We start from the raw sequence: 21,419 nt of genomic DNA on the forward strand, positions 1-21,419 counted from the left end.
ATGAAGAGAACGTTTGTATAACGCTTAACTTTTGGCTCACAGCATAATGACCTTCAGGACGGGAATGAAAAACCGCGCATCCAAGATTCTCTTTTACTCTTCTGATCGGCTGGCAGCTGTAGGTATTCATCATACGCTAGCGGCACTTTTTCCGCAGTGGCAAGCGCACGAAGTCTGGTCTTTTAGCGACATTTTAACGCAGTGCGAACTGCGCCAACCTCGGATGATCGTCTGCATATTTCATGAAAATATGCCGTTGGCAGGTACCTTTAATGTTCTCTTTCAATTACAGCATGCTTTTCCCGCTTTACCTGTATTGGTAATGACGCGCCGCCTCATACCCGTATTACGGTCAATGAGCTGCTTTTTACCTACCCTGGAAATTATGGATCTGAAAGTTTCTCATTCTGTATTACGCCAGCAGCTGACATATAGAATAAATGGCGGAGAAGAACGCAAAGGGATGAGGGATCGCGCGGAAATTATTTTGCCAGACCGGCAGTTGCGTATTCTGCTGATGATGGCATGGAATTGCAGTATCGAGCACATCGGCAAAGAACTCAGTCTTAATTATAAAACCGTGAGTGCCTACAAACTAAATGCATTAAAAAAACTGAAAATTAATACCAAAAATGATTTGGCAGACTTGTTCATGGTCATTGATGAATTGAGGATGATAGTCAATGCAATCAAAATAAGCGATGCAGATAAATGGCAGGAAGTGAATTTTCAAAAGAAAAAGCGTGCTGATTAACAGCACGCGAATGCATCGTTAGATGCCCAGAGCCCACCATACAGACTTGCTTTTATTATACGTTTCTTGCGCGAATTTGAGAAAATGATTTAAAGTTAAAGCGATATTCGGGCTGAAACCATGAGCGGCCGTAATAGCAATACATCAACATACGTATAGATGCCATCGCCAGATAACCCCAAATTGCGCATAATACTGAAGGTGTTAATAATACCGTAAAGAGTGTGACAGCCAGACCCGCTATTACTGAGGACATTTCAGTGAAAGCAATGCAGCTATATTGCTTTTCACGCTGTAATATAGCGCGATATTGCTGGCCTTGCGGGATAATGATAAAGACAACCGATACCATCTCAAGCATAACCGCCAGTTCCGGCTGGTTAAAAATGCGGCTAAGTACGTCGCTGCCGAGGAATAAGAAGGCACAAATCAACACGCCAGTTAGAACATTGCCCCAATAAAGTGTCGATAGATCGTTTATTGAAAGCATGCGATAGCGAATAAGTGAATTAGAAAATCCGCGGTCTGCTAAAGCATCTACAGCTAATAATCCAACTACGGCAATGGCAAGCAGATTTAGTTCATTCGCCTGCAGAATCTGTGCTAATAAAGAAAGCTGTAATACACCAATGCCAATGATTTTAATTGAAGAGAGAAGAGACCATTTTGCGCTTGTGAGACTTCTTTCATGTATAGCCATAATATGCTCGTTATGGTACATGTACCAGTTCGAAGTTATTCTTCGTGTAACGGCAAGCTGTGATTGCTGTAACACAGTAGGTAGTACAAGAGATCAATGCAATTTTTCTGGTCTAAGTCCTGAAATACCTTGCCAGGCTTGCCATGTTATTATTGATTCAATTAAATGATGTTCAGATAAAAAATAAATGTCCCTGGAGTATTCACGATTCCGTGTAATGGCAGAATCTCCTGCTGTTAGCAAAAAATCCGCCAGATCACGAATGAATCCTGTTGTAGTTGTATATTCTCCAGCCAGAATCCTTCCAGCTATCTCAACAAACTCTTTTTCTGATAACAAAGGATAGGTTGAGCGTTCCATTATTTTTTCCTGGTGTTATTTTTATAGGTGTTGCTGTGTGTAAGGAGATTTATACCGTGTTTTATTTAAATTAACACCATAAGAAAACTCTGATTAAAGCCACTCAGGAAATAATGGTTTCATGCCATTCATGATAGATTTTAATTGCTGTAAAACATTCATTATTGAACGTTGTATAGATTGAAAGCTTCTATGGAAGCGGTTCCATTTTTATGGAGAGATAAAAATGCATGAAATCAAAGGGGATAGCAGCTTATGAGACCATTACTACCAGGATTTTCCCTGGCAATAATGGTTAAGCAAAACTGGTTATAAGTGCAAATGCGGGAGTAAGAGGCTGATGATGTGTTTATGCTTTTTCTAAGAAAAATTTCAAAATATTTTTATAAAAAGCCAGAGATAACTCGAGTTTCAGAAAAAACATAATCCGTTGATTTTATTCAGTAAGTAATTTGTTAAGTTGAGCAAGATCTTTCCTAACCCATTCAATATCTTTAGAAAACTTCTCTTCTGACATCAATGGTTGACGATAAACGGTGATCAAGACTTCTGCGCCTTGCTCATTAGCAATTACTCGCATTGGCATATAAATTTCTTTGCCTACGCCGTTATTTATCCAGTGATCCATCACGCCAAATGGATTATGAGAAGTGAAGCGAATCTTGATTTTTCCTTCTGGACCTTGTGCTCGCCAATGCGTTCCTTCTGGCTCAAGCGTATTGCCGCTTAATCCCGATGCCCACTTGGGAAAAACTCCGGTTTCCAAATCGTTTCATAAAGATCTAGCCAGTTACGCGCAATAGTCATGCTAAGGGTTTGTGAGGACAGCATGTTACCTCCTGAAGGATCAAAAATTCATTAAAGCATGAGGGTGAAACCGGGAAAACGTTACACAGGCAGAAGTGTGGGGTCGATGAGGTTAAGTTCGTACAAAGGACAGCCTTGCGTGCTGCCCGTTAGTGATCGATCAGATAAAGTTGCCGCGTGCTGACACAGGTTCAACTTGGCCGCGACCATCTGCATGGCGTAAGACAAAGCTGTCAGATTGCGCCATCACTGCGCAACTGTGATTGGGAAAGATACGAAGCAAGCTGCCAACCACAGGGCGAATATCCTGATAAACGATAAAACCATGTTCCTCAGATAACTTGCTGACCTCGTAAGTATTACCCCTCTCGTCTACCGCTATGCCGAAGCCGCTGGCGTTAGTACCGTGCGGCCCTTTATCAGAGCTCAACATTTTTGAGCCTGCATCTACAATAGCAAAGTGCTCATTCACGGCTACCACACGCGTGATAACGCTAAGGGCTAACTCATCCACGCTACTTAATCCAAGGCGACAGGCAGTGAGATCGAGTAGTGCATAATTTCCAGGGCGGATTTCGTGTGTGCCAGGCACAACATTGGCGGCCAATGCAGTCGGCGTCGATCCCACGGACACGGGACAAATGTTGAAGCCTGCCTGGTGCAGTTGGGCTTGCAGCGCAAACATCAGTTGCGCTTCTTGTATTGCGATCTTGCTAATAGCCGCTGGATTTCCGGCACCATAAGCATGACCTGCGTGTGAAACCAATCCAGCAAAGCGTAGCCCGTTTTGTCTGAGTGCTTGCGCCAGTTTTATCGCCTCATCGTTATGGGGATTAACCCCGATGCGATGCAAACCCACATCCACTTTGATTGCCACGGCAAGTTCACAATCAGGCTGTTTACGCTGTGCTTCAGCTATCGCCGCGACGCCGTGTAGCGCATCAACAATTAAAGTGATTTTCGCTTGATGCTGTGCTGCCTGTTGTAATAACTCCGCGATGCTTTCAGCACGGACTACAGGATAAGCCAGCAGCAAGTCACGCGCTCCACCACGTAAAAAACTCACACCTTCACTCGGCTTCGATACCGTAATACCTTGTGCGCCTAACTCTTGCTGGCGGCGCGCAATAAACACACTTTTATGGGTCTTGATGTGAGGGCGTAGCGCCACGCCAGCGTTATCTGCTTTTGCCTGCATGCGCTGAAGATTCTGTTCAAGTCGTTGTGCATCGACTTCGATGAAAGGCGTAAGGCGATCGTCAAAAAGAGGGCGTTGCCAGTTGTCGGCGCTGTTCATATCCATACGAAATTCCTGCATTGGCTTGCTTAAAACAGACATCATTCATCAATTTTTGTACGAATGCCAGACAGCTTTTGATAGTGCTTTCTGAAAGTCCTTACCTGAATTCTTTCTTAATACTCTCCTCATGGAACCTGGCTGAGCTACGTGGAGTATGTGAGCGGGGGAAATTGCTGAGGTTGCCAAGATAAGATCAACTGGATGCGTCGGGAATACCTGGTTTGAATCGGCTGCTGGACAAACAATCACGCAAAAAAGCAGGCTCAAAGCCTGCTTTTTCTATCGAACGTAAAGGTTAGACGTAAAGTGACGCTTCGCCTGGTGGACGCGTTTTAAAACGGCGATGCAGCCAAAGGTATTGCTCTGGTGCACGCAGGATCTGGTTTTCGATGACCTTATTCATATAGGCCGCCGCCGCCGCTTCATCATTATGCGGGTAATTTTCTAACGCAGGTTCGATGATCAAATGATAACCATCATTATTCGGGTTACGAATCAGCATGATAGGCACCATAGCCGGTTTCGCTAAACGCGATAAAACAAATGTGCCGTTGGTGGTTGCTGCTTTTTCCACGGCGAACAAGGGCGCAAAGGTGCTGCCTTTCGGGCCGTAATCCTGATCGAGGGCGAACCACACCGATTCTCCCTGTTTTAATGCATGCACCATGCCGCGTAGATCGCGACGGTCAATCATCGCTTTGTTGGAGCGCATGCGACCTTTGGTCTGCACATACTCCATCGCTAGATTGTTGTGTGGACGATACATTGCCATCATCGGCTGGCATAAGCCGCTGATTCGGCCGCCCAGTTCCAGAGACATAAAATGCACACCAATCAGCATGACTCCGCGTTTTTCGTTTTGCGCGGAATGCAAATTAGCTAAACCGGATACCTTAAACAGGCGCTTAACCGCGCGGTCGGACCAAAACCAGGCAATACCGGTTTCTGCCAATGCCATGCCCAGCGAAGCAAAGTTACCTGCAATCATACGCTCAGCTTCTTCATCACTGATGTTAGGGAAACAAAGTTCGATATTGCGACGTGTAATGCGTTCACGGCGTTGTAAAAAATGACGTGAGATTTTACCCGCGCCCGCACCGAGGCGGATAAGAATGGGATAGGGAAGTTGGACCAACAGCCAGAGCACGCCCAAGCCAAACCAGGTGACCCAGTAGCGCGGATGCAGCAGCGAGGCGCTAAATTGTCCGGTGATTTTCATTGCTAACCTTTATGGAATAAATGGATGTATCGCACAAAGAGCATTTCCATGAGTTCCCCAGGCGGTACAGCTGTACTGATTTCGACCAGCACTTTATCAAATAGTGCCTTCAAAGAAAGGTAAACTCCAGAATCTACAGGATTGATTGGATTCATGGAGGGCACATAGCTTAACAAATAAAGTGGATGGCATGAGATAAAAGCGATATTTAACAGTGGTTTAGTAAGTTCGTTAATTATAAAGGAATCTTGGGCTGATGCGCTAATGAGACCTGTCTGGAAATTATTTCTTATTAATCATTACGCATTACTTACACGGCAGTTTACAGCAATTTATTCACGTTACTAACAAACAAAAACGTTGAGCATAAAGAGGTTTGCCAACCAAATCTAAACCGCCATTGAAATGCCGTAAAAAACAAACAGCGCATAAATTTTCATAAAACATTTAGCGGATAAGAAAGCGCATTTAATGGTCAAGTACCTGTTTATCTCGCCTCATTTATTCATTATATCGCATGAGGCGTTTGAAATTTGACCGTTTCGAGGCATTTAAGACAACGCGGGTCGACAAGCGCGATGATTAACAGGAGTACACATAAGTGGGAGTTTAATCTCTTGATCACATGAGATTATTTATCTGCTAAAAATGCCATCGTGGAAAACAAACTGAATACGCTTTATACCAAGCTGATGATTGTTCTAAACCCAAGGCAGACAGAAAAGTGAATGCACCTTAGTCACAAGGCCATTTCATCCGTGTTAACAAAAAAGCCCGCACGGACGGGCTTGGCAACATTCTGCGTCGCTTCTGAATACTGTTACTCGATGTTCTGAATCTGCTCGCGCATCTGTTCAATCAGCACCTTCAGCTCAATCGCGGAGGTGGTGATCTCAGCATTGATCGACTTTGATGCCAGCGTATTCGATTCGCGATTAAACTCCTGCATCATAAAGTCGAGGCGACGGCCAACGGCTTCTTTCTTTTTCAGGATGTTATAGGTTTCTTTAACATGCGCTTCGAGGCGATCCAGCTCTTCTGACACATCAACACGCTGCGCCATCATTACCAGCTCTTGCTCAAGGCGATTGTTTTCCAGCTGCACTTCAGCATCTTCCAGCTTCGCCACCAAACGCTCACGCTGCCATTTAATGACTTCAGGCATTTGTGCGCGGACCTTGATCACTTCCTGCGATACACCTTCCAGACGTTGTTCGATCATCGCTTTCAGTGCAGTACCTTCGCTTTCACGCGCGGCAATGAAATCATCCAGCGCGCCATCCAGCGCTTGCAGCAGCTGAGTGTTAATCGCATCGAGATCCTGCTCTTTCGCCGACATCACGCCAGGCCAACGCAAAATATCCATGGGATTAATCGCGCCTTCATCGCTCTGCATTTTGACCCAATTGCCCGCTTGCACCAGCTGTTTTGCCAGCGCTTCATTGAGCATCAGTTCACCTTGTGCGCTCGGATTCGCATCAAAACGTAGGTTGCACTCAATTTTACCTCGCGTCAGGCGTTGGCGAATGCGTTCGCGGATCACTGGCTCCAGACCACGAAATTGTTCCGGCAAGCGGATATACGTTTCAAGATAGCGTTGGTTTACGGAACGCAGCTCCCAGGCGGCGCTGCCCCATTCGCCTTTTGCATCGCGGCGGGCATAAGCGGTCATACTGCGGATCATAAGCGTTACTCATTTTTCAGAAAGATTGGGTGAAGTATAGCGAGGCAGCGCAGCGCATAACAGGCATAAGCGCAGCAGAATCAGGAATAGGAAAGATTTCCTCTTTAAACCACAGGCACTTATGATTAAGTCTGACTTATTTATTGAGGAACACGCATGGCTCGCGTTATTGCCCTTCCTCTTGCGCTGGCTTTGTTACTGGCAGGCTGCAAGACACCGCCCGAACCACCCACGAAGCCGCAACCGATTTGTGCTGGTGGCGACGTGATGATACAGACCACGCTGTGGTTCGGTCTGAGTAAGCCGCAAGGCGGCACGGTGAGTTCGCTCGATTGGATGAATTTTGTCGATAAAGAGGTCACGCCACGTTTCAAGCAGGGCTTGTCCGTTTATGAGGCGAAAGGTCAATGGCTGGGTGAGAATGGTCAACTGGCACGTGAGAACAGCAAAGCGTTGATGTTGATTCACGGTATCAATGCTGAAAGTAATGCACCGATAGAAGCGTTGCGCAGCGTTTATAAAAAACGTTTTGGTCAGGAATCGGTGATGCGCGTGGATGCGCCGGTTTGCGTCAGCTTTTAAGCGAGAATAGGCGGCTCGCAGGCCGCCGCTTCGTCTTAAATAAACAGTCCCGCAAAGGCAGCTGACAACAGGCTTACCAGCGTCGAGCCATAAACCAGTTTCCAGCCAAAACGTGAAACTACGTTGCCCTGTTGTTCGTTCAGGCCTTTGATTGCCCCGGCAACGATGCCGATGGAAGCAAAGTTGGCAAACGACACCAGGAACACTGACAGAATGCCTAATCCACGTGGACTCATACCTGCAGCCACTTTTTGCAGTTCAATCATGGCGACAAATTCATTGGCGACCAGCTTCGTTGCCATGATGCTACCCGCCTGCAATGCATCTGCCGAGGGAATGCCAACCAGCCAGGCAAATGGATAAAACACATAACCCAGTAACTGCTGGAAGCTATAGCCAAACACCGCCGCAAACAGCGCATTCACAGCCGCAATCAACGCAATAAATCCAATCAGCATGGCCAGAATAATCATCGCCACTTTGAAACCCGCCAGGATGTATTCACCCAGCATTTCAAAAAAGCTCTGATCTTCATGCAGTTTATCCAGTGCAATTTCCTGCTGGTCTTGGTTATTACCCGGATTAATGATGGACAGAATAATGAAGGTGCTAAACATATTAAGCAGCAGAGCTGCGACCACATACTTGGCATCAATCATTGTCATATATGCACCGACAATGGAGAGCGAAACCGTGGACATTGCCGTGGCGGCCATGGTGTAAAGGCGCTTAGGTGGAATATCGCCAAGGATACCTTTATAGGCGATAAAGTTTTCCGATTGGCCCAGAATCAGGGTGCTTACGGCGTTAAACGACTCAAGCTTGCCCATGCCGTTGATCTTTGACAGCAGCGTTCCTACCAGGCGAATCAGCAGCGGCAGAATTCGCCAATGCTGCAAAATACCAATGAGCGCGGAGATAAAGACAATCGGACAAAGCACGCCCAGGAAGATAAACGCTAAACCTTGTTTACTCATGCCGCCAAACACGAACTCAGTACCTTGTGCGGCAAAGCCCAGCAGCGTTTCAAAAAATCCGCCAACCGAGCAGACCAGCGCCAGTCCGCTGGCAGAATGCAGAAAGAACCAACCCAAAGCGGCTTCTATAACAATCAGTTGAATGATAAAGCGTGGGCGAATCTGTTTGCGGTCATGACTGACCAATAGCGCAAGGGCGAAAATCACCACCAGCGCGAGCAGGAAATGAAGAATAGCGGCCATGTTTTTTATATTTGAAAGAGAAAGAGAGGGGCATTTAGCCACAGTCGACGCATAATTTCATCTCGCAAAGCGAGAGGCCGCAGCAAGAGACAGCAGGCACGGAAGTCCGTATAATGCGCAGCCAATCATTAGCAAGCCGGAGATTACCATGCGTCCAGCAGGCCGTAGCGCACAACAGGTGCGTCCTGTCACATTGACCCGCAATTACACCAAACACGCTGAAGGTTCCGTTTTGGTGGAATTCGGTGAAACCAAAGTGCTTTGCACTGCCACGGTGGACGAAGGCGTTCCGCGTTTCCTCAAAGGCCAAGGTCAGGGCTGGGTCACCGCCGAATATGGCATGCTGCCGCGTTCAACGCACAGCCGTATGGCGCGTGAAGCCGCGAAAGGCAAACAAGGTGGTCGTACGCTAGAAATTCAGCGCCTGATTGCTCGTTCACTGCGCGCTGCTGTTGATCTCAAAGCCTTGGGTGAATTCACTATCACCCTCGATTGCGATGTCATTCAAGCTGATGGCGGTACGCGTACTGCCTCTATTACAGGTGCTTGCGTCGCGCTAGCCGATGCATTGAACAAGTTGGTAGCAGCGGGCAAGCTGAAAGCTAATCCGATGAAAGGCATGGTTGCTGCAATTTCTGTCGGCATCGTTAACGGCGAAGCACTGTGCGACCTGGAATATGTTGAAGATTCCGCTGCTGAAACCGACATGAACGTCGTGATGATGGAAGACGGTCGCATGATCGAGGTGCAGGGCACCGCTGAAGGCGAACCGTTCAGTCACGAAGAGTTGCTGGCGCTGCTGGCGCTGGCGCGAGGCGGGATTGAAGAGCTAATTCAGGCGCAGAAGGCCGCACTGGAAAATTGATGTAACAGGCGACCATAGAGTCGCCTTTTCTTTATTTGAGGAGTAAGAGATGAAATCCTGGCAGCGTCAGTTTATTGAATTCGCCTTGAACAAGCAGGTGCTCAAGTTCGGTGAGTTCACTTTAAAGTCTGGGCGCAAAAGCCCCTATTTCTTTAACGCCGGTCTGTTTAACAGCGGACGGGATTTAGCGCTGTTAGGACGCTTTTACGCGCAAGCGTTGGTCGATGGCGGTGTGGATTTTGATCTGCTGTTTGGTCCCGCTTATAAAGGCATCCCAATCGCCACCACCACCGCAGTTGCGTTAGCCGATCATCACGACCGTGACGTTCCTTACTGCTTTAACCGCAAAGAAGCGAAAGATCATGGCGAAGGCGGTTTGCTGGTAGGCAGTCCGCTTGAAGGACGCATCATGCTGGTGGACGACGTTATCACCGCGGGTACGGCAATTCGCGAATCAATGGATATTATCAGCGCGCACAATGCGACGCTGGCAGGCGTACTGATTTCACTGGATCGCCAAGAACGTGGGCGTGGCGATATTTCAGCGATTCAGGAAGTGGAACGTGACTATAAATGCAAAGTCACCGCGATTATTACGCTGAAAGATTTGATTGCTTATTTGGAAGAGAAGCCAGAAATGGCCGATCATTTAGCGCAGGTACGTGCTTACCAAAAATCTTACGGAATTTAATCGAAAGGCGGGTGTGATGCCCGCCTTTTTTATTAGATTAACTGTGAGGCGATCAGCGGCCAGCGTGTGTCAAAGTCTGCTGTTGGCCGGAAGCGAAACTCAGAACGAACATAACGTGAAAGTAATCCTTCACAAAATGCCAGAAGCTGACTGGCTAAAAGCGTGTCATCTGTTTGAAAACCTTCACCTTCACGCATTTTTCGCTCACGCATCACCTGACGCAACTGCACTTCTATACGCTCAAACAGCTGATTAATACGCCCTTGTAAGCGATCCTGCTCAAACATCAGCGCATGGCCGGTCAAAATACGCGTCAGCCCTGGATTACGCTCACCAAACCCCAGAATCAGTTGCACGATAAGACGCAGACGCGTCATCGTCTCTTTCTCATCCTTGAGGATAAGATTGATGCGGGTAATCAGACTGTCTTCGATAAATTCGATCAGGCTATCGAACATGCGTGTCTTGCTGGGAAAGTGACGATATAAAGCCGCTTCAGAAACGCCTACATTCGCCGCCAGTTTAGCGGTAGTAATTCGCTGACTGCCATCGCCGGATTCCAGCATTTGCGCCAGCGCCTGCAATATCTCTTCGCGACGGTTCCTTTTCGCGACTTTTTTCTGCCATGATCTTAAAGACCCCTGAAATTCACCATACACAGGCAACACCTACGCATCTGCCACAAGAGAGCGTCTCATGGCGATGAGAACTAAAATGATTGGCGTAAGTGAAAGTGGGTAGTGCGGGTTACTGGCGGCCTGAATGACCGAAGCCACCTTCACCGCGCAAGCTGGCGTCAAAGTCTTCAACCAGATTGAATTCGGCTTGCACCACTGGCACAAAAACCAGCTGTGCCATGCGATCGCCGGGCTGCAGCGTAAAGCTTTCCTGACCGCGGTTCCATACAGAAACCATTAACTGGCCCTGATAATCGGAATCGATCAGGCCCACCAGATTACCCAGAACGATACCGTGCTTATGGCCCAAACCCGAGCGCGGTAGAATCACTGCAGCCAGGCTTGGATCGGCAATATGAATTGCCAAACCAGTAGGTACCAGCGTGGTCGTGCCTGGCGTAATTTCCAGTGCACCATCCAGGCAGGCGCGTAAATCTAACCCAGCGGAACCCGAGGTCGCGTAAGTTGGCAGTGGGAAATCTTTGCCGACACGCGCATCAAGAATCTTAACGTCTATTTTTTTCATCATAACGGCTGACAATCTCGTCTAATAATTGTTGGCCAAGGAGCGACTTATCGCTGAGCGGTAAGTGTTTTCCTCCTTCCTGCCAAAAAAGGTGAAGCGCATTGGTGTCGCTATCAAATCCTTGTCCGGCTTTCGCAACGTCATTCGCGCAAATTAGGTCCAGATTCTTGCGCACCCGTTTTTGCCGGGCGTATTCTTCCACATTCTGGGTTTCAGCGGCAAATCCAACGACAAAAGGCCGACCTTTCTGTAATGCAGCGACACCCGCGACAATGTCGGGATTCTTTATGAGCTGTAGCGTAACGTTATCATCGCCACCCTGTTTTTTGATTTTCTCAGCCGCAATTTCAGCGGCCCGGTAGTCTGCCACGGCTGCGCTTGCAATGAAAATATGTTGTTGGTCTATCTTGCCCATCACTGCTGATTGCATCTCTAAAGCGGTGGTGACATCAATACGCTTTACCCCAGTTGGCGTGGTCAGATTGACTGGGCCAGCGACCAGCGTGACGTTTGCGCCGCGTTTGGCCGCTGCGGTTGCAATGGAAAAACCCATTTTCCCCGAGCTTTTATTTGTCAGGTAACGCACCGGATCGAGCGCCTCACGGGTTGGGCCGGCCGTAATCATAATGTTGATATGTTGCAGATCGTTGACGGGTGACGCCCACTGCACGGCATGGTCAACAATCTGAAGGGGATCCAGCATGCGACCGGGCCCCACATCACCACAGGCCTGACTGCCGCTGTCCGGGCCCCAAATCAACAGACCACGGGCATGCAATGTTTGCAGATTTTGTTGCGTTACAGCGGCACGATACATTTGTTGATTCATTGCCGGCACTACAGCAATCGGTGCGGCGGTAGCAAGACACGACGTGGTCACCAGATCGTTCGCCATGCCTGCTGTTACGCGAGCAATCAAATCCGCTGTCGCCGGGGCGAGGATAATCAGATCGGCCCATTTGGCCAACTCAATGTGACCCATTGCGGCTTCGGCTGCCGGATCAAGCAAGTCATCAAATACCGGATAGCCGGAAACAGCTTGCAAGCTGAGTGGAGTAATAAAGGCTTTAGCGCCTTCCGTCATCATTACGCGGACTTCGGCACCGCGATCGCGTAGGCGACGAACCAATTCAGGTGCTTTATACGCGGCGATTCCGCCGCTGACGCCCAAAAGAATTTTTTTACCGGCTAATCCCATCATGCTGTTGGCCTCACTAAACGGTTTGCCGCGTCTGGCGCGACTTAATGCACGAACTTTACCATAAAACCCCTAAATCGCTTTTTCACTCCCTGCCGTTTGCGAGACGCCTCGTAAAACGACGCAGTGCTGATGGCAGCAGACGGTGTGATTCGTCAGGATAGTAAAGACATCAGGGAGAACCACCATGGAAAGTATGACACCGCGAGAAAAATTACAGCTTTTGGGTGCGGAAACACTGAGCGATGTGGAGCTGCTGGCCATTTTTTTGCGCACCGGCTCAGCAGGCGTCAACGTCATGGTGTTGGCGCAGCAGATGTTGCAAGAGTTCGGCTCGCTTTATCACATCATGACAGCAAGCAAAGCGGCTTTCAGTGGCATTAAAGGGGTGGGTGATGCGAAGCTCGCGCAACTGCACGCGATTGCCGAGCTGGCAAAACGTTTCTTTGCCAGCCAACTTGCGCGCGAAAATGCGATGGAAAATCCACAGGTAACACGGCATTACTTGCAAAGCCTGTTAGCGCATCAGGAACGTGAGATCTTTATGGCGCTGTTTTTGGATAATCAACACCGTGTGTTACTGGCGCAAAAGATGTTTTCTGGTTCAATAAATAGCGTCGAGGTACATCCACGCGAGATTGTGCGGGAAGCGTTAAAGGTCAATGCAGCGGCATTGATACTGGCGCATAATCACCCTTCTGGCATGTCTGAGCCGAGCAAGGCCGACCGTGAAATTACACATAAAGTGAGCGAAGCCTGTGGTTTACTGAACATTCGTTTGCTCGATCACTTAGTGATTGGCCATGGTGAATATGTCTCATTTGCCGAGCGTGGATGGCTTTAAGTATAAGAAAATAGGGTCCAGATGGTGGCTTTTTACACGATCATTCGGGATCTTTATCTGTTCGGGACTTGAGCACTTGCGCCGAGCGGCGTATACTACGCCACCTTTGAGAATCTCGGGTTTGGCGGTTAGGCCAGCTTAGCGGGTTCCATGGAACTCGCCTGGCGGGCTATGAGCCTGACGAGGCGGCCAAAACCTAATTTTTAAAGCTCGAGCTGATTTGATTTTTGGAGATATTGACATGTCACGAGTCTGCCAGGTAACTGGAAAGCGCCCGGTGAGCGGTAACAACCGTTCCCACGCAATGAACGCGACGAAACGCCGTTTCCTTCCGAACCTGCACTCACACCGTTTTTGGGTTGAGAGCGAGAAGCGCTTCGTTACTCTGCGTGTATCTGTAAAAGGTATGCGTACTATTGATAAAAAGGGCATTGATACGGTTTTGGCCGATCTGCGTGCCCGTGGTGAGAAGTACTAAGAGTACTAAGGAACTGAATCATGGCTAAAGGTATTCGTGAGAAGATCAAGCTGGTTTCCTCTGCTGGTACAGGTCACTTCTATACCACCACGAAGAACAAACGTACTAAACCAGAGAAGTTGGAACTGAAAAAGTTCGATCCGGTTGTACGTCAGCATGTGCTCTACAAAGAAGCTAAAATTAAGTAATTTTAGTGTTCTGCTAAAAACCCGGCTCCGGCCGGGTTTTTTGTTTGTGAAAAACGCTGAGGAGAAGCTATGCCAGAATTACCTGAGGTTGAAACCAGCCGTCGCGGTATCGAACCGCATCTGGTAGGAGAAACTATCCTGCACGCCATTGTGCGTAACACACGTTTGCGCTGGCCTGTTTCTCAAGAAATTCTCGCGCTCAGCGATCAGCCGGTTCTCAGCGTTCAGCGTCGTGCTAAATATTTACTGTTAGAGTTGCCGCACGGCTGGATCATTATCCATCTCGGCATGTCTGGCAGTTTGCGGGTGTTACCCGAAGAGTTGCCTGCAGCTAAACATGATCATGTTGACTTGGTTATGAGTAACGGCAAAGTGCTGCGTTACACCGATCCACGGCGTTTTGGTGCCTGGTTGTGGAGCAGCGATTTAGCGGGCAGCAGTGTGCTGTCACACCTTGGCCCAGAGCCGCTCAGTGATATTTTTGATGGTGATTATCTTTTTGAGAAGTCGCGTGGTAAGCGCACAGTGATTAAACAGTGGTTGATGGATAACAAAGTGGTGGTTGGCGTTGGCAACATATACGCCAGTGAGTCCTTGTTTACTGCTGGGATCTTACCCGAGCGACCCGCAATGAGCCTGAGCAAAAAGGAAGCCGAATTACTGGCTAACACGATCAAAGCGGTGCTGCTGCGATCGATTGAGCAGGGCGGTACCACTTTACGTGATTTCTTACAGAGCGACGGCAAACCAGGCTATTTTGCACAGCAATTGCAGGTTTATGGCCGAGCCGGTGAGCCGTGTCGTGCGTGTGGAATGCCGATTATTAGCGGCAAGCACGGGCAGCGCAGTACTTACTGGTGCCCGAACTGCCAACATTAACGCTACGCTAGCTTAGCTTGTAATGCCTGATGTACTGGCGCTGGAAGGAAGGCGGTGACATCGCCGCCGTGGCGCGCCACCTCTTTCACTAGCGAAGAGGAGACAAAGGAGAAGCCTTCAGAGGGCATCAGGAACACGCTTTCCAGCGTAGGCAGCAAATGACGATTCATATGCGCCAGCTGCATTTCATATTCAAAATCCGATACTGCACGTAATCCACGCACCAGGACATTAGCCTGCTGCGCGCGGGCAAAGTTCGCCATTAAATCACTGAAGCCAACCACTTCAACGTTAGGCAGGTGCGCAATCACTTGCTGAGCAAGTTCTACACGCTCATCCAGGTCAAACATCGGCTTTTTACTCGGGCTGGCCGCTATCGCCACCACAAGATGATCAAACATCTGGGCTGCGCGCGTCACAATGTCAAGATGCCCCAATGTAATGGGATCAAAGGTTCCGGGATAAATGGCTTTAGTACTCATATGCGCCCTTTTGCCTTGGCATGACCGAGCGCCCAAAGCGCTGCGTATTTGTTGAATGTATACTGCGCGTTGACCATCGCGAGTATCCAGCCTTGTTTGCCATCGAGAAAACCGGCGCGTAGCAGCAGCGTTTTAATAAATGCGCCCAGCGTATGGCTAAAAATGGAGAACAGCCCGCAACGCTTGCCGCGCTGAAAGCGTTCTTTTGCCCAGGCTTCAGCATAGGCAAGCTGTTTGCGCTGGAAAGCGATTAAGTCACGGCAGGTTAGGTGCTGTAGATCGCCTTTCAATACCTGAACTGGCGCGCCTTGGGTATTGAGTGATTCATGCACCAGATTATCGTTATAAGTGAGCGTGCGGGGATAAAGGCGCATTACGCGATCGGGATACCAGCCGCTGTGACGCATAAAACGGCCCAGAAACAGGTTACTACGGCACAGGCTGTAAACAGTGTTGCTGGGCGGCGTCATTAATACTTGCTCAATGGCGTTGCGTAATTCAGGCGTCACGCGCTCATCAGCATCGATCATCAAAATCATTTCGTGGCTGGCGTAACTTTGCGCACGTTGACGCTGTTTGCCGTAGCCTGGCCAGCTGTCAGCGTGAAACACTTCAGCGCCCGCTTCGCGCGCAATTTCAACGCTATTATCGGCACTGCCAGAATCTAGCACGATAATCTCATCGGCCCAGTCAACGGAGGCAAGGCAAGCCGGCAACAGCTCCGCTTCGTTCTTGGCGATCATCACCACCGAAAGACGTTGGCGTGTTGGCATTAATGGGCCCGTGGCGGTAAATGAGGTTCGAGTAACTGTAGCAGACGCTGCAAAGCACCTTGATTTTGATGCAGCACCTCTACGGCATGGCGGCCGTAATAGCGGCGATAATCATCATCCTTCAGTAAATTAGCGACCTCTTTTTCCAGAGAGATCACATCAGTGACGGTGATTAAACCTTGTGCTTCCTGCAATTTACTGCAGATATCTTTGAAGTTCCAGATATGCGGGCCCATCAGCACAGGAAGAGCATGTGCTGCGGGTTCTAGCGGGTTATGGCCGCCACGTTCTACCAAGCTGCCGCCCACAAATGCCAGATCAGCAATGCCATAAAGCAGCATTAATTCACCCATTGAATCGCCGATGACCACTTGAGTCGAACCGGAAGGGATTTCACCGCTGCTGCGTAAAATAAAGCTGAAACCACGCTTTTGCGTCAGCTCACGTGCATCGTTGAAACGCTCAGGGTGACGTGGCACCAGAATCAATAACAGGTCGGGGAAAGTTTGCAGCAATCGGCGATGAGCATCTAACACGATAGCTTCTTCACCTTCATGGGTGCTGGTGGCGATCCACACTGGACGACGCGGCGCCCATTGCCGACGCAGCGTGACTGCCCGAGCAGCCAGTTCTGGCGTTACTGAGATATCAAATTTTAGGCTGCCGGTAATCGTTAGCTGGGCGCGTTTCAAACCTAGCTCAACGAAACGGTCGCCATCTTCACTGGTCTGGGCCGCAATCAGCGTAATGCTTTGCAGTAACTGACGCATGAAATTGCCCAGTTTGCGATAACCTTTAGCCGAACGCGCTGATAAACGCGCGTTAGCAATCACCAAAGGAATTTGTCGCTTATGCAGAATACGAATGATATTCGGCCATAGCTCAGTTTCCATGATGATAACCAATCTTGGATTTACCGTATCAAGGAAACGATTGATGGAGCCGGGCAGATCGTAAGGGAGATAGACGTGATGCACATCTTTACCAAACGCAGACTGAGCGCGCTCGGAGCCGGTTGGCGTCATTGTGGTGACAGTAATGGGCAACGTCGGATAACGATGGCGCAAAGCACGCACCAGCGGAACGGCCGCTAACGTTTCTCCAACGGAAACCGAATGCAGCACAATGCCATGTGGTTGAACTTTGCCTACACAATAGCCGTAACGCTCGGCCCAGCGTTTACGGTATGCCGGAGCTTTACGACCGCGCAGCCACAGGCGCAGCCAAATCAGTGGCTGAATAAGATAGAGCAATGCGGTGTAAATGGTCGTCATAGTTACCGTTACGACACGTTGGCGTCAAAAAATACAATAAAGTCAGATTGCGGCATGTTATCAGAAACCACTCGCGCACTCATCTGACTTTGTCAGTTGGTCTTTAACACCTGCTGATAGAGTGATGTTAAGGAGCGAGCCAGCCTTTGTGGCCCATAAGGTTCAATTCTGCGGCGTGCAGCTTCACCCATGCTTGAATCCACTGAAAGTGCAGGAATAGTCTGAATGGCTTCACTTAATGCGTTGATATCCAAAGCATCACAGACGAAGCCTTCTTGACCAGCCGTGATAAATTCTGCTCCACCGCAGCCGGTGCTGGTGATCACCGGTAAGCCGCAAGCCATTGCTTCCAGCACAACATTTGGGAAAGGATCGTAGAGTGTTGGCAGTAGCAGGCCATCGGCAGCGTGATAGAAGGGTTGCACATCCTGTTGTACGCCGACAAAGCGCAGGCGGTCCAGGCAGTTAAAGCGATTCGCCAGTTGTTGATAACGCTGCAATTGCTTGTCTTGTCCTACCACAATCAGATAGCGATCGCTCTTTGCCAACGCCTCTATAGCGGCTTTTAAGCCTTTACGCTCAAAACCGGAACCGACATAAATCAGGACTGTAGCGCTGTCCGGCAGCTTGAGATGCTGACGTGTAGCGTGTCGAGTCGCTTCGGTGGCAGGCTGAAAGCGCTCAGCATCAATCGCGTTATGAATAACGTGAATTTTATCGGCATTCAGTGAGAAGCAGCGCAAGATATCGCGCTTTACCATGTCTGAATTGCAGATAACGGCTTTGAGCGTTGGAGAATTAAACATCTCCGCTTCTGCCTGCAATGCGTAGCGGTGGTAAGGGCTCAGTTTGGCGCTCAAGCGCTGCATGGGCGACACGATGCGCGCGCGTTGCTCAAGCCAGACGCGATGCACGCCGTCACCGGCACGAAAAATATCACAGCCAGCAATGCGCTCGTGGCTCTGTACGATATCAAACTTCTCTCGTTCCCAGCAGGCTCGAGCTGCTTGAGCAAAACCACGTTCACGTGAAACTCGACCCAGTTTGGCCGGGTTGCAGATGTGCAAATGCCAGTCAGGATTAGGCGTACCTTGCCAGCTACGCGTAATAATGTTCAGGTCCAGCTGCTCGCTGCCCAACGCTTCCAACGCGCGCGATATAAAGCGTTCGGCACCGCCATCGGGACGGTATTTCTGGCGCACAATGGCCAGACGTAACTTACTCATTAAGGTAGCTCCTTGCTGCGGCAACCACATCCTCTACTGGAATGATGGAAAGAAAGCGCTGTTGCGTGTTGGTATCAATCGAGTCTGGCGAAGGTAATGGGCCATAATCACCCGCCCAAATGACGCGATTATGTTCCCCCAAGGCCGCCAGTGCTGCAGCTTGGTTGGGCCAAAAAGCGCAATACAGGGTGTATCAAGTGCAGCCGCCATGTGCATTGGCGCGGAATCAACGCCAATAAACAGCTGCGCGTGATCGATCAGCGCGGCTAGCTGCGGCAATGAGAATTTTCCTGCGAGCGAAACCACATCTGGCGAACGACATAAAGATTGAATGTGTTCAATCATTACTCGTTCTTTTTGATCTGGCGCGGCAGTCAATATCACTTTTCGATTCTGTTTTGCCAGCTGATCGATGGTGGCTGCGACTTTCTCATCTTCCCAGCATTTAAAACCCCAACGGGAAGTGGGCTGCACCACAATGAAGGGCGAATTGATACCGTTTTCGAGCAGCGTTGATAGGACGTATTGTTTGTCGTTTTCGCTGTAATGCATTGAGACGCGTGCACCTTCACGGCTAATGCCGAGCGGCGCAAGCGCGCTCATGTTTTGTTCAACGGTATGCAGCGTGCTGTGATCGGCGGTAGAAACCAACTGATTATGGCAAAATCGCCAAAGAGCATTGTCGCGCTTCTTAAATGCGAAACCGATACGCAGCGGTGCTCGCGATAAACGCGTAATGATTCCTGCACGCCACTGATCGGCCAGGTTGATCACTAAATCATAATGGCAGGCGCGAACATCAGCGATCAGCGCACGTTCATGCGCTAACTTACGCCAGGCACCTTCATTCTTCCATTTGCGGTCAATGATGTGCAGGCGACGAATTGCCGGGTGCGCTTCCAGCATCGGACGCGTTTCTTGATACAGCAATACATCAATATTCGCCTGCGGATAGCGTTGATGAAGCGCATTGATAACAGGCGTCGTCAGCAGCATATCGCCATGATGGCGTAACTTGATAAGCAAAATATTTTGCGGAGAAATGTTTGCCAAAATCGGGCTTGCCATAAACCAGTGTTCTCAAATTGGAATGAACCGATTGTATGGCAAAGCCTTTAGGGGTTAAAGCCAGCCATTCGGGTTATTTGTTACGCCAAACAGAAGCGGCAAACTAAAGCAGCAACTGAAACGCCTGCGCCAGGCCATATACATTTATCAACATACAAAAATGTGTTTCGGTTGAAAAGATATCTACAATGATTGCTCTTCGGGCTTGGGTATCGGGTTTTCGACTTACGTTGTGGCAAGTGCTGAACGCTTTACGGATGATTTGATAGTGAGAAACCGAATAAATTCCCTTTGTGTCGCGATAATGGCAAAGAATTCACTGGCCGCGTGCGTCCAGGCGGGGGTGACAAGCCAGACTTACCCTCAACTTTTTCCGTAATGTCAGGGAAAAGGAACTTAATGAATGAGCCAATACACATAAGGTATTAGCCCTTTCTCGATTCGACTACTGTGGCGCATTATTTTAGTCTCTGATACTCAGTCCTTTCATCCATCAGAACTTTATTTAAAATAAGGGTCAAACGTAGAGATTTTTTGCATTTATGTTGCATACCTCCTGACCTTTTTAGAAAGCCATTCATTGCCAATTGGGCCCACTTTTATGAAGAATATATTGCTAATCAGACGTGACAATATCGGTGATATGGTATGTACGACACCGCTAATTGAGGGAATAAAACGTACCTGGCCCGATGTAAAGTTAACTGTTTTAGTCAACAAAGTGGCTCAGGATGTGGCGCTGAATAATCCGTACATTGATGAGTTATATGTCTATAAAAAATCAAAACACCGTGAAAAAGGCGAAAGTGCACTGAAGGTGTATCTACAGAGGCTAAAAATCTTTTTGCGCTGCGTAAAACAACATTTGATATGACGATTTTAGCCAATCCGGTGCCCTGTAAATACAGTTTGCGCCTGGCTACGATGGCGGGAGCTAAAAAATAATCGGTGCCGGTACCAATCCCGCCGAGTTAACTATCCCGCTGGCTAAGGAGGATTTCAATGGTGCACATCAGGTAGAACATACCTTTACCTATCTCACCAAATTAGCGCCATCGGCTGTTGCCATCCCGGAAGTGAATGTTTATCTGAGCCCGCAGGAAAAGGGTGAGGCGGAGAAACGGCTGGCGGATAAAATTCCTCAAGATGCGCGCGTGTATGGCATTCACATCAGTAGTCGTAGCGTTAAACGCCGCTGGCCGGTGGAATCTTATGCGCAGATCATTGAGAAAATTTTGCAAGATCCTAAAGCCCATGTGCTGCTGTTTTGGTCGCCGCAGGGTGCATTAGATCCCAACGATGTCGGTGATTCGGCTCGTATGCAATCTTTGTTGCAACAGGTTAATTCACCGCGCGCAATTGCCTATCCAACCTCATCTATTCGTGAATTGATTGCCGGTCTTGATCGCTGTGAACAGGTGCTGTGTAGTGATGGCGGTCAAATGCATATCACCGCCGCGTTACATAAAAGACAGGTAGTCTTTTTTGGTGACACCAACGCGGCAGCCTGGCATCCATGGTCTGGTCAGTATGCTATTTTGCAGTCAGCGTCTGGCGATTGTGCCGATATCAGCGTTGATGAAGCCTGGGCTGCCTGGCAGAAATTGCAGGCAGCCTCATAAGA

Annotated in this window: 22 protein-coding genes and 3 pseudogenes; 9 read left to right on the forward strand and 16 right to left on the reverse strand. The window is 48.9% G+C overall.

Translation table 11 applies throughout. The annotated features are described in order from the left end of the window. Nucleotides 1-64: 64 nt before the first annotated feature. A complete protein-coding gene (locus tag KQP84_RS22110) occupies nucleotides 65-754 on the forward strand; it encodes a helix-turn-helix transcriptional regulator (protein WP_215848135.1) in 690 nt (229 codons plus the stop codon). 55 nt (nucleotides 755-809) lie between these two features. Here KQP84_RS22110 and KQP84_RS22115 read toward each other — a convergent pair whose 3' ends face one another. From KQP84_RS22115 to KQP84_RS22140, 6 genes and pseudogenes are all read right to left on the reverse strand, one after another. Further along, nucleotides 810-1,454: an oligosaccharide flippase family protein gene (locus KQP84_RS22115; protein ID WP_215848136.1), complete on the reverse strand. Its 645-nt coding sequence runs from the start codon at nucleotides 1,452-1,454 to the stop codon at nucleotides 810-812. Nucleotides 1,455-1,547: 93 nt separating this feature from the next. After that, nucleotides 1,548-1,814: a hypothetical protein gene (locus KQP84_RS22120; RefSeq protein ID WP_215848137.1), complete on the reverse strand. Its 267-nt coding sequence runs from the start codon at nucleotides 1,812-1,814 to the stop codon at nucleotides 1,548-1,550. Between the two features lie 436 nt (nucleotides 1,815-2,250). Beyond that, nucleotides 2,251-2,645, reverse strand: a pseudogene (locus KQP84_RS22125) (polyketide cyclase). Between the two features lie 136 nt (nucleotides 2,646-2,781). After that, entirely contained in the window at nucleotides 2,782-3,924 is a 1,143-nt protein-coding gene (locus KQP84_RS22130) for an alanine racemase (protein WP_215848138.1), read from the reverse strand. A 292-nt stretch (nucleotides 3,925-4,216) separates the two neighbouring features. Beyond that, nucleotides 4,217-5,140, reverse strand: a complete 924-nt coding sequence (gene lpxP / locus KQP84_RS22135) for a kdo(2)-lipid IV(A) palmitoleoyltransferase (RefSeq protein ID WP_215848139.1) — start codon at nucleotides 5,138-5,140, stop codon at nucleotides 4,217-4,219. An 820-nt stretch (nucleotides 5,141-5,960) separates the two neighbouring features. After that, a complete protein-coding gene (locus tag KQP84_RS22140) occupies nucleotides 5,961-6,824 on the reverse strand; it encodes a YicC/YloC family endoribonuclease (protein WP_215848140.1) in 864 nt (287 codons plus the stop codon). Nucleotides 6,825-6,980: 156 nt separating this feature from the next. Between KQP84_RS22140 and KQP84_RS22145 the strand changes: the two genes are divergently transcribed. Beyond that, nucleotides 6,981-7,406 (forward strand): DUF3574 domain-containing protein, encoded by a 426-nt coding sequence (locus KQP84_RS22145; protein WP_215848141.1) that lies wholly within the window; start codon nucleotides 6,981-6,983, stop codon nucleotides 7,404-7,406. A 35-nt stretch (nucleotides 7,407-7,441) separates the two neighbouring features. Here KQP84_RS22145 and KQP84_RS22150 read toward each other — a convergent pair whose 3' ends face one another. Next, nucleotides 7,442-8,626: a NupC/NupG family nucleoside CNT transporter gene (locus KQP84_RS22150; protein ID WP_215848142.1), complete on the reverse strand. Its 1,185-nt coding sequence runs from the start codon at nucleotides 8,624-8,626 to the stop codon at nucleotides 7,442-7,444. Nucleotides 8,627-8,774: 148 nt separating this feature from the next. Between KQP84_RS22150 and rph the strand changes: the two genes are divergently transcribed. Both rph and pyrE read left to right on the forward strand, forming a co-directional pair. Beyond that, the gene (gene rph / locus KQP84_RS22155) at nucleotides 8,775-9,491 is read left to right on the forward strand and encodes a ribonuclease PH (RefSeq protein WP_215848143.1); all 717 of its coding nucleotides are present in this window, start codon (nucleotides 8,775-8,777) and stop codon (nucleotides 9,489-9,491) included. 49 nt (nucleotides 9,492-9,540) lie between these two features. Then, nucleotides 9,541-10,182: an orotate phosphoribosyltransferase gene (pyrE, locus tag KQP84_RS22160; RefSeq protein WP_215848144.1), complete on the forward strand. Its 642-nt coding sequence runs from the start codon at nucleotides 9,541-9,543 to the stop codon at nucleotides 10,180-10,182. Between the two features lie 32 nt (nucleotides 10,183-10,214). Here the strand turns inward: pyrE and slmA are convergent, their stop codons facing one another. The 3 genes from slmA to coaBC form a co-directional block, all read right to left on the reverse strand. After that, nucleotides 10,215-10,841: a nucleoid occlusion factor SlmA gene (gene slmA, locus KQP84_RS22165; protein ID WP_215848145.1), complete on the reverse strand. Its 627-nt coding sequence runs from the start codon at nucleotides 10,839-10,841 to the stop codon at nucleotides 10,215-10,217. Between the two features lie 88 nt (nucleotides 10,842-10,929). Next, nucleotides 10,930-11,388: a dUTP diphosphatase gene (gene dut, locus KQP84_RS22170; RefSeq protein ID WP_215848146.1), complete on the reverse strand. Its 459-nt coding sequence runs from the start codon at nucleotides 11,386-11,388 to the stop codon at nucleotides 10,930-10,932. Next, nucleotides 11,366-12,586, reverse strand: a complete 1,221-nt coding sequence (coaBC, locus tag KQP84_RS22175) for a bifunctional phosphopantothenoylcysteine decarboxylase/phosphopantothenate--cysteine ligase CoaBC (RefSeq protein WP_215848147.1) — start codon at nucleotides 12,584-12,586, stop codon at nucleotides 11,366-11,368. Before coaBC ends, dut begins: the two co-directional genes overlap by 23 nt. A gap of 184 nt (nucleotides 12,587-12,770) precedes the next feature. Between coaBC and radC the strand changes: the two genes are divergently transcribed. The 4 genes from radC (at nucleotide 12,771) to mutM (ending at nucleotide 14,972) form a co-directional block, all read left to right on the forward strand. Then, nucleotides 12,771-13,427, forward strand: coding sequence for a RadC family protein (radC, locus tag KQP84_RS22180; protein ID WP_215848148.1), 657 nt, complete (start codon nucleotides 12,771-12,773; stop codon nucleotides 13,425-13,427). A 241-nt stretch (nucleotides 13,428-13,668) separates the two neighbouring features. Then, on the forward strand, nucleotides 13,669-13,905 hold the full coding sequence (gene rpmB, locus KQP84_RS22185; RefSeq protein WP_215848149.1) for a 50S ribosomal protein L28: 237 nt from the start codon (nucleotides 13,669-13,671) through the stop codon (nucleotides 13,903-13,905). A gap of 20 nt (nucleotides 13,906-13,925) precedes the next feature. Further along, complete coding sequence (gene rpmG / locus KQP84_RS22190; RefSeq protein ID WP_003024094.1) at nucleotides 13,926-14,093, forward strand: 50S ribosomal protein L33; 168 nt, start codon at nucleotides 13,926-13,928, stop codon at nucleotides 14,091-14,093. A gap of 69 nt (nucleotides 14,094-14,162) precedes the next feature. Then, entirely contained in the window at nucleotides 14,163-14,972 is an 810-nt protein-coding gene (gene mutM / locus KQP84_RS22195) for a bifunctional DNA-formamidopyrimidine glycosylase/DNA-(apurinic or apyrimidinic site) lyase (protein ID WP_215848150.1), read from the forward strand. A gap of 2 nt (nucleotides 14,973-14,974) precedes the next feature. On the opposite strand, the gene coaD is transcribed toward mutM, so the two are convergent. The 6 genes and pseudogenes from coaD to KQP84_RS26475 form a co-directional block, all read right to left on the reverse strand. Continuing rightward, a complete protein-coding gene (coaD, locus tag KQP84_RS22200; RefSeq protein WP_215848151.1) occupies nucleotides 14,975-15,454 on the reverse strand; it encodes a pantetheine-phosphate adenylyltransferase in 480 nt (159 codons plus the stop codon). Beyond that, nucleotides 15,451-16,227, reverse strand: coding sequence for a glycosyltransferase family 2 protein (locus KQP84_RS22205; protein WP_215848152.1), 777 nt, complete (start codon nucleotides 16,225-16,227; stop codon nucleotides 15,451-15,453). Before KQP84_RS22205 ends, coaD begins: the two co-directional genes overlap by 4 nt. After that, nucleotides 16,227-17,501: a lipid IV(A) 3-deoxy-D-manno-octulosonic acid transferase gene (gene waaA, locus KQP84_RS22210; RefSeq protein ID WP_215848153.1), complete on the reverse strand. Its 1,275-nt coding sequence runs from the start codon at nucleotides 17,499-17,501 to the stop codon at nucleotides 16,227-16,229. Before waaA ends, KQP84_RS22205 begins: the two co-directional genes overlap by 1 nt. 92 nt (nucleotides 17,502-17,593) lie before the next feature. Then, nucleotides 17,594-18,727, reverse strand: coding sequence for a glycosyltransferase family 4 protein (locus KQP84_RS22215; protein ID WP_215848154.1), 1,134 nt, complete (start codon nucleotides 18,725-18,727; stop codon nucleotides 17,594-17,596). Further along, nucleotides 18,720-19,795: pseudogene (rfaQ, locus tag KQP84_RS22220) on the reverse strand (putative lipopolysaccharide heptosyltransferase III). Before rfaQ ends, KQP84_RS22215 begins: the two are co-directional and overlap by 8 nt. 103 nt (nucleotides 19,796-19,898) lie before the next feature. Next, the gene (locus tag KQP84_RS26475) at nucleotides 19,899-20,111 is read right to left on the reverse strand and encodes a hypothetical protein (RefSeq protein ID WP_505543754.1); all 213 of its coding nucleotides are present in this window, start codon (nucleotides 20,109-20,111) and stop codon (nucleotides 19,899-19,901) included. 285 nt (nucleotides 20,112-20,396) lie between these two features. Between KQP84_RS26475 and KQP84_RS22225 the strand changes: the two are divergent. Further along, nucleotides 20,397-21,417: pseudogene (locus tag KQP84_RS22225) on the forward strand (glycosyltransferase family 9 protein). Nucleotides 21,418-21,419 lie beyond the last annotated feature (2 nt).

Origin of the sequence: Candidatus Pantoea bituminis (genome assembly GCF_018842675.1) — a bacterium.
In the GTDB taxonomy this organism is placed as follows: domain Bacteria; phylum Pseudomonadota; class Gammaproteobacteria; order Enterobacterales; family Enterobacteriaceae; genus Pantoea; species Pantoea phytostimulans.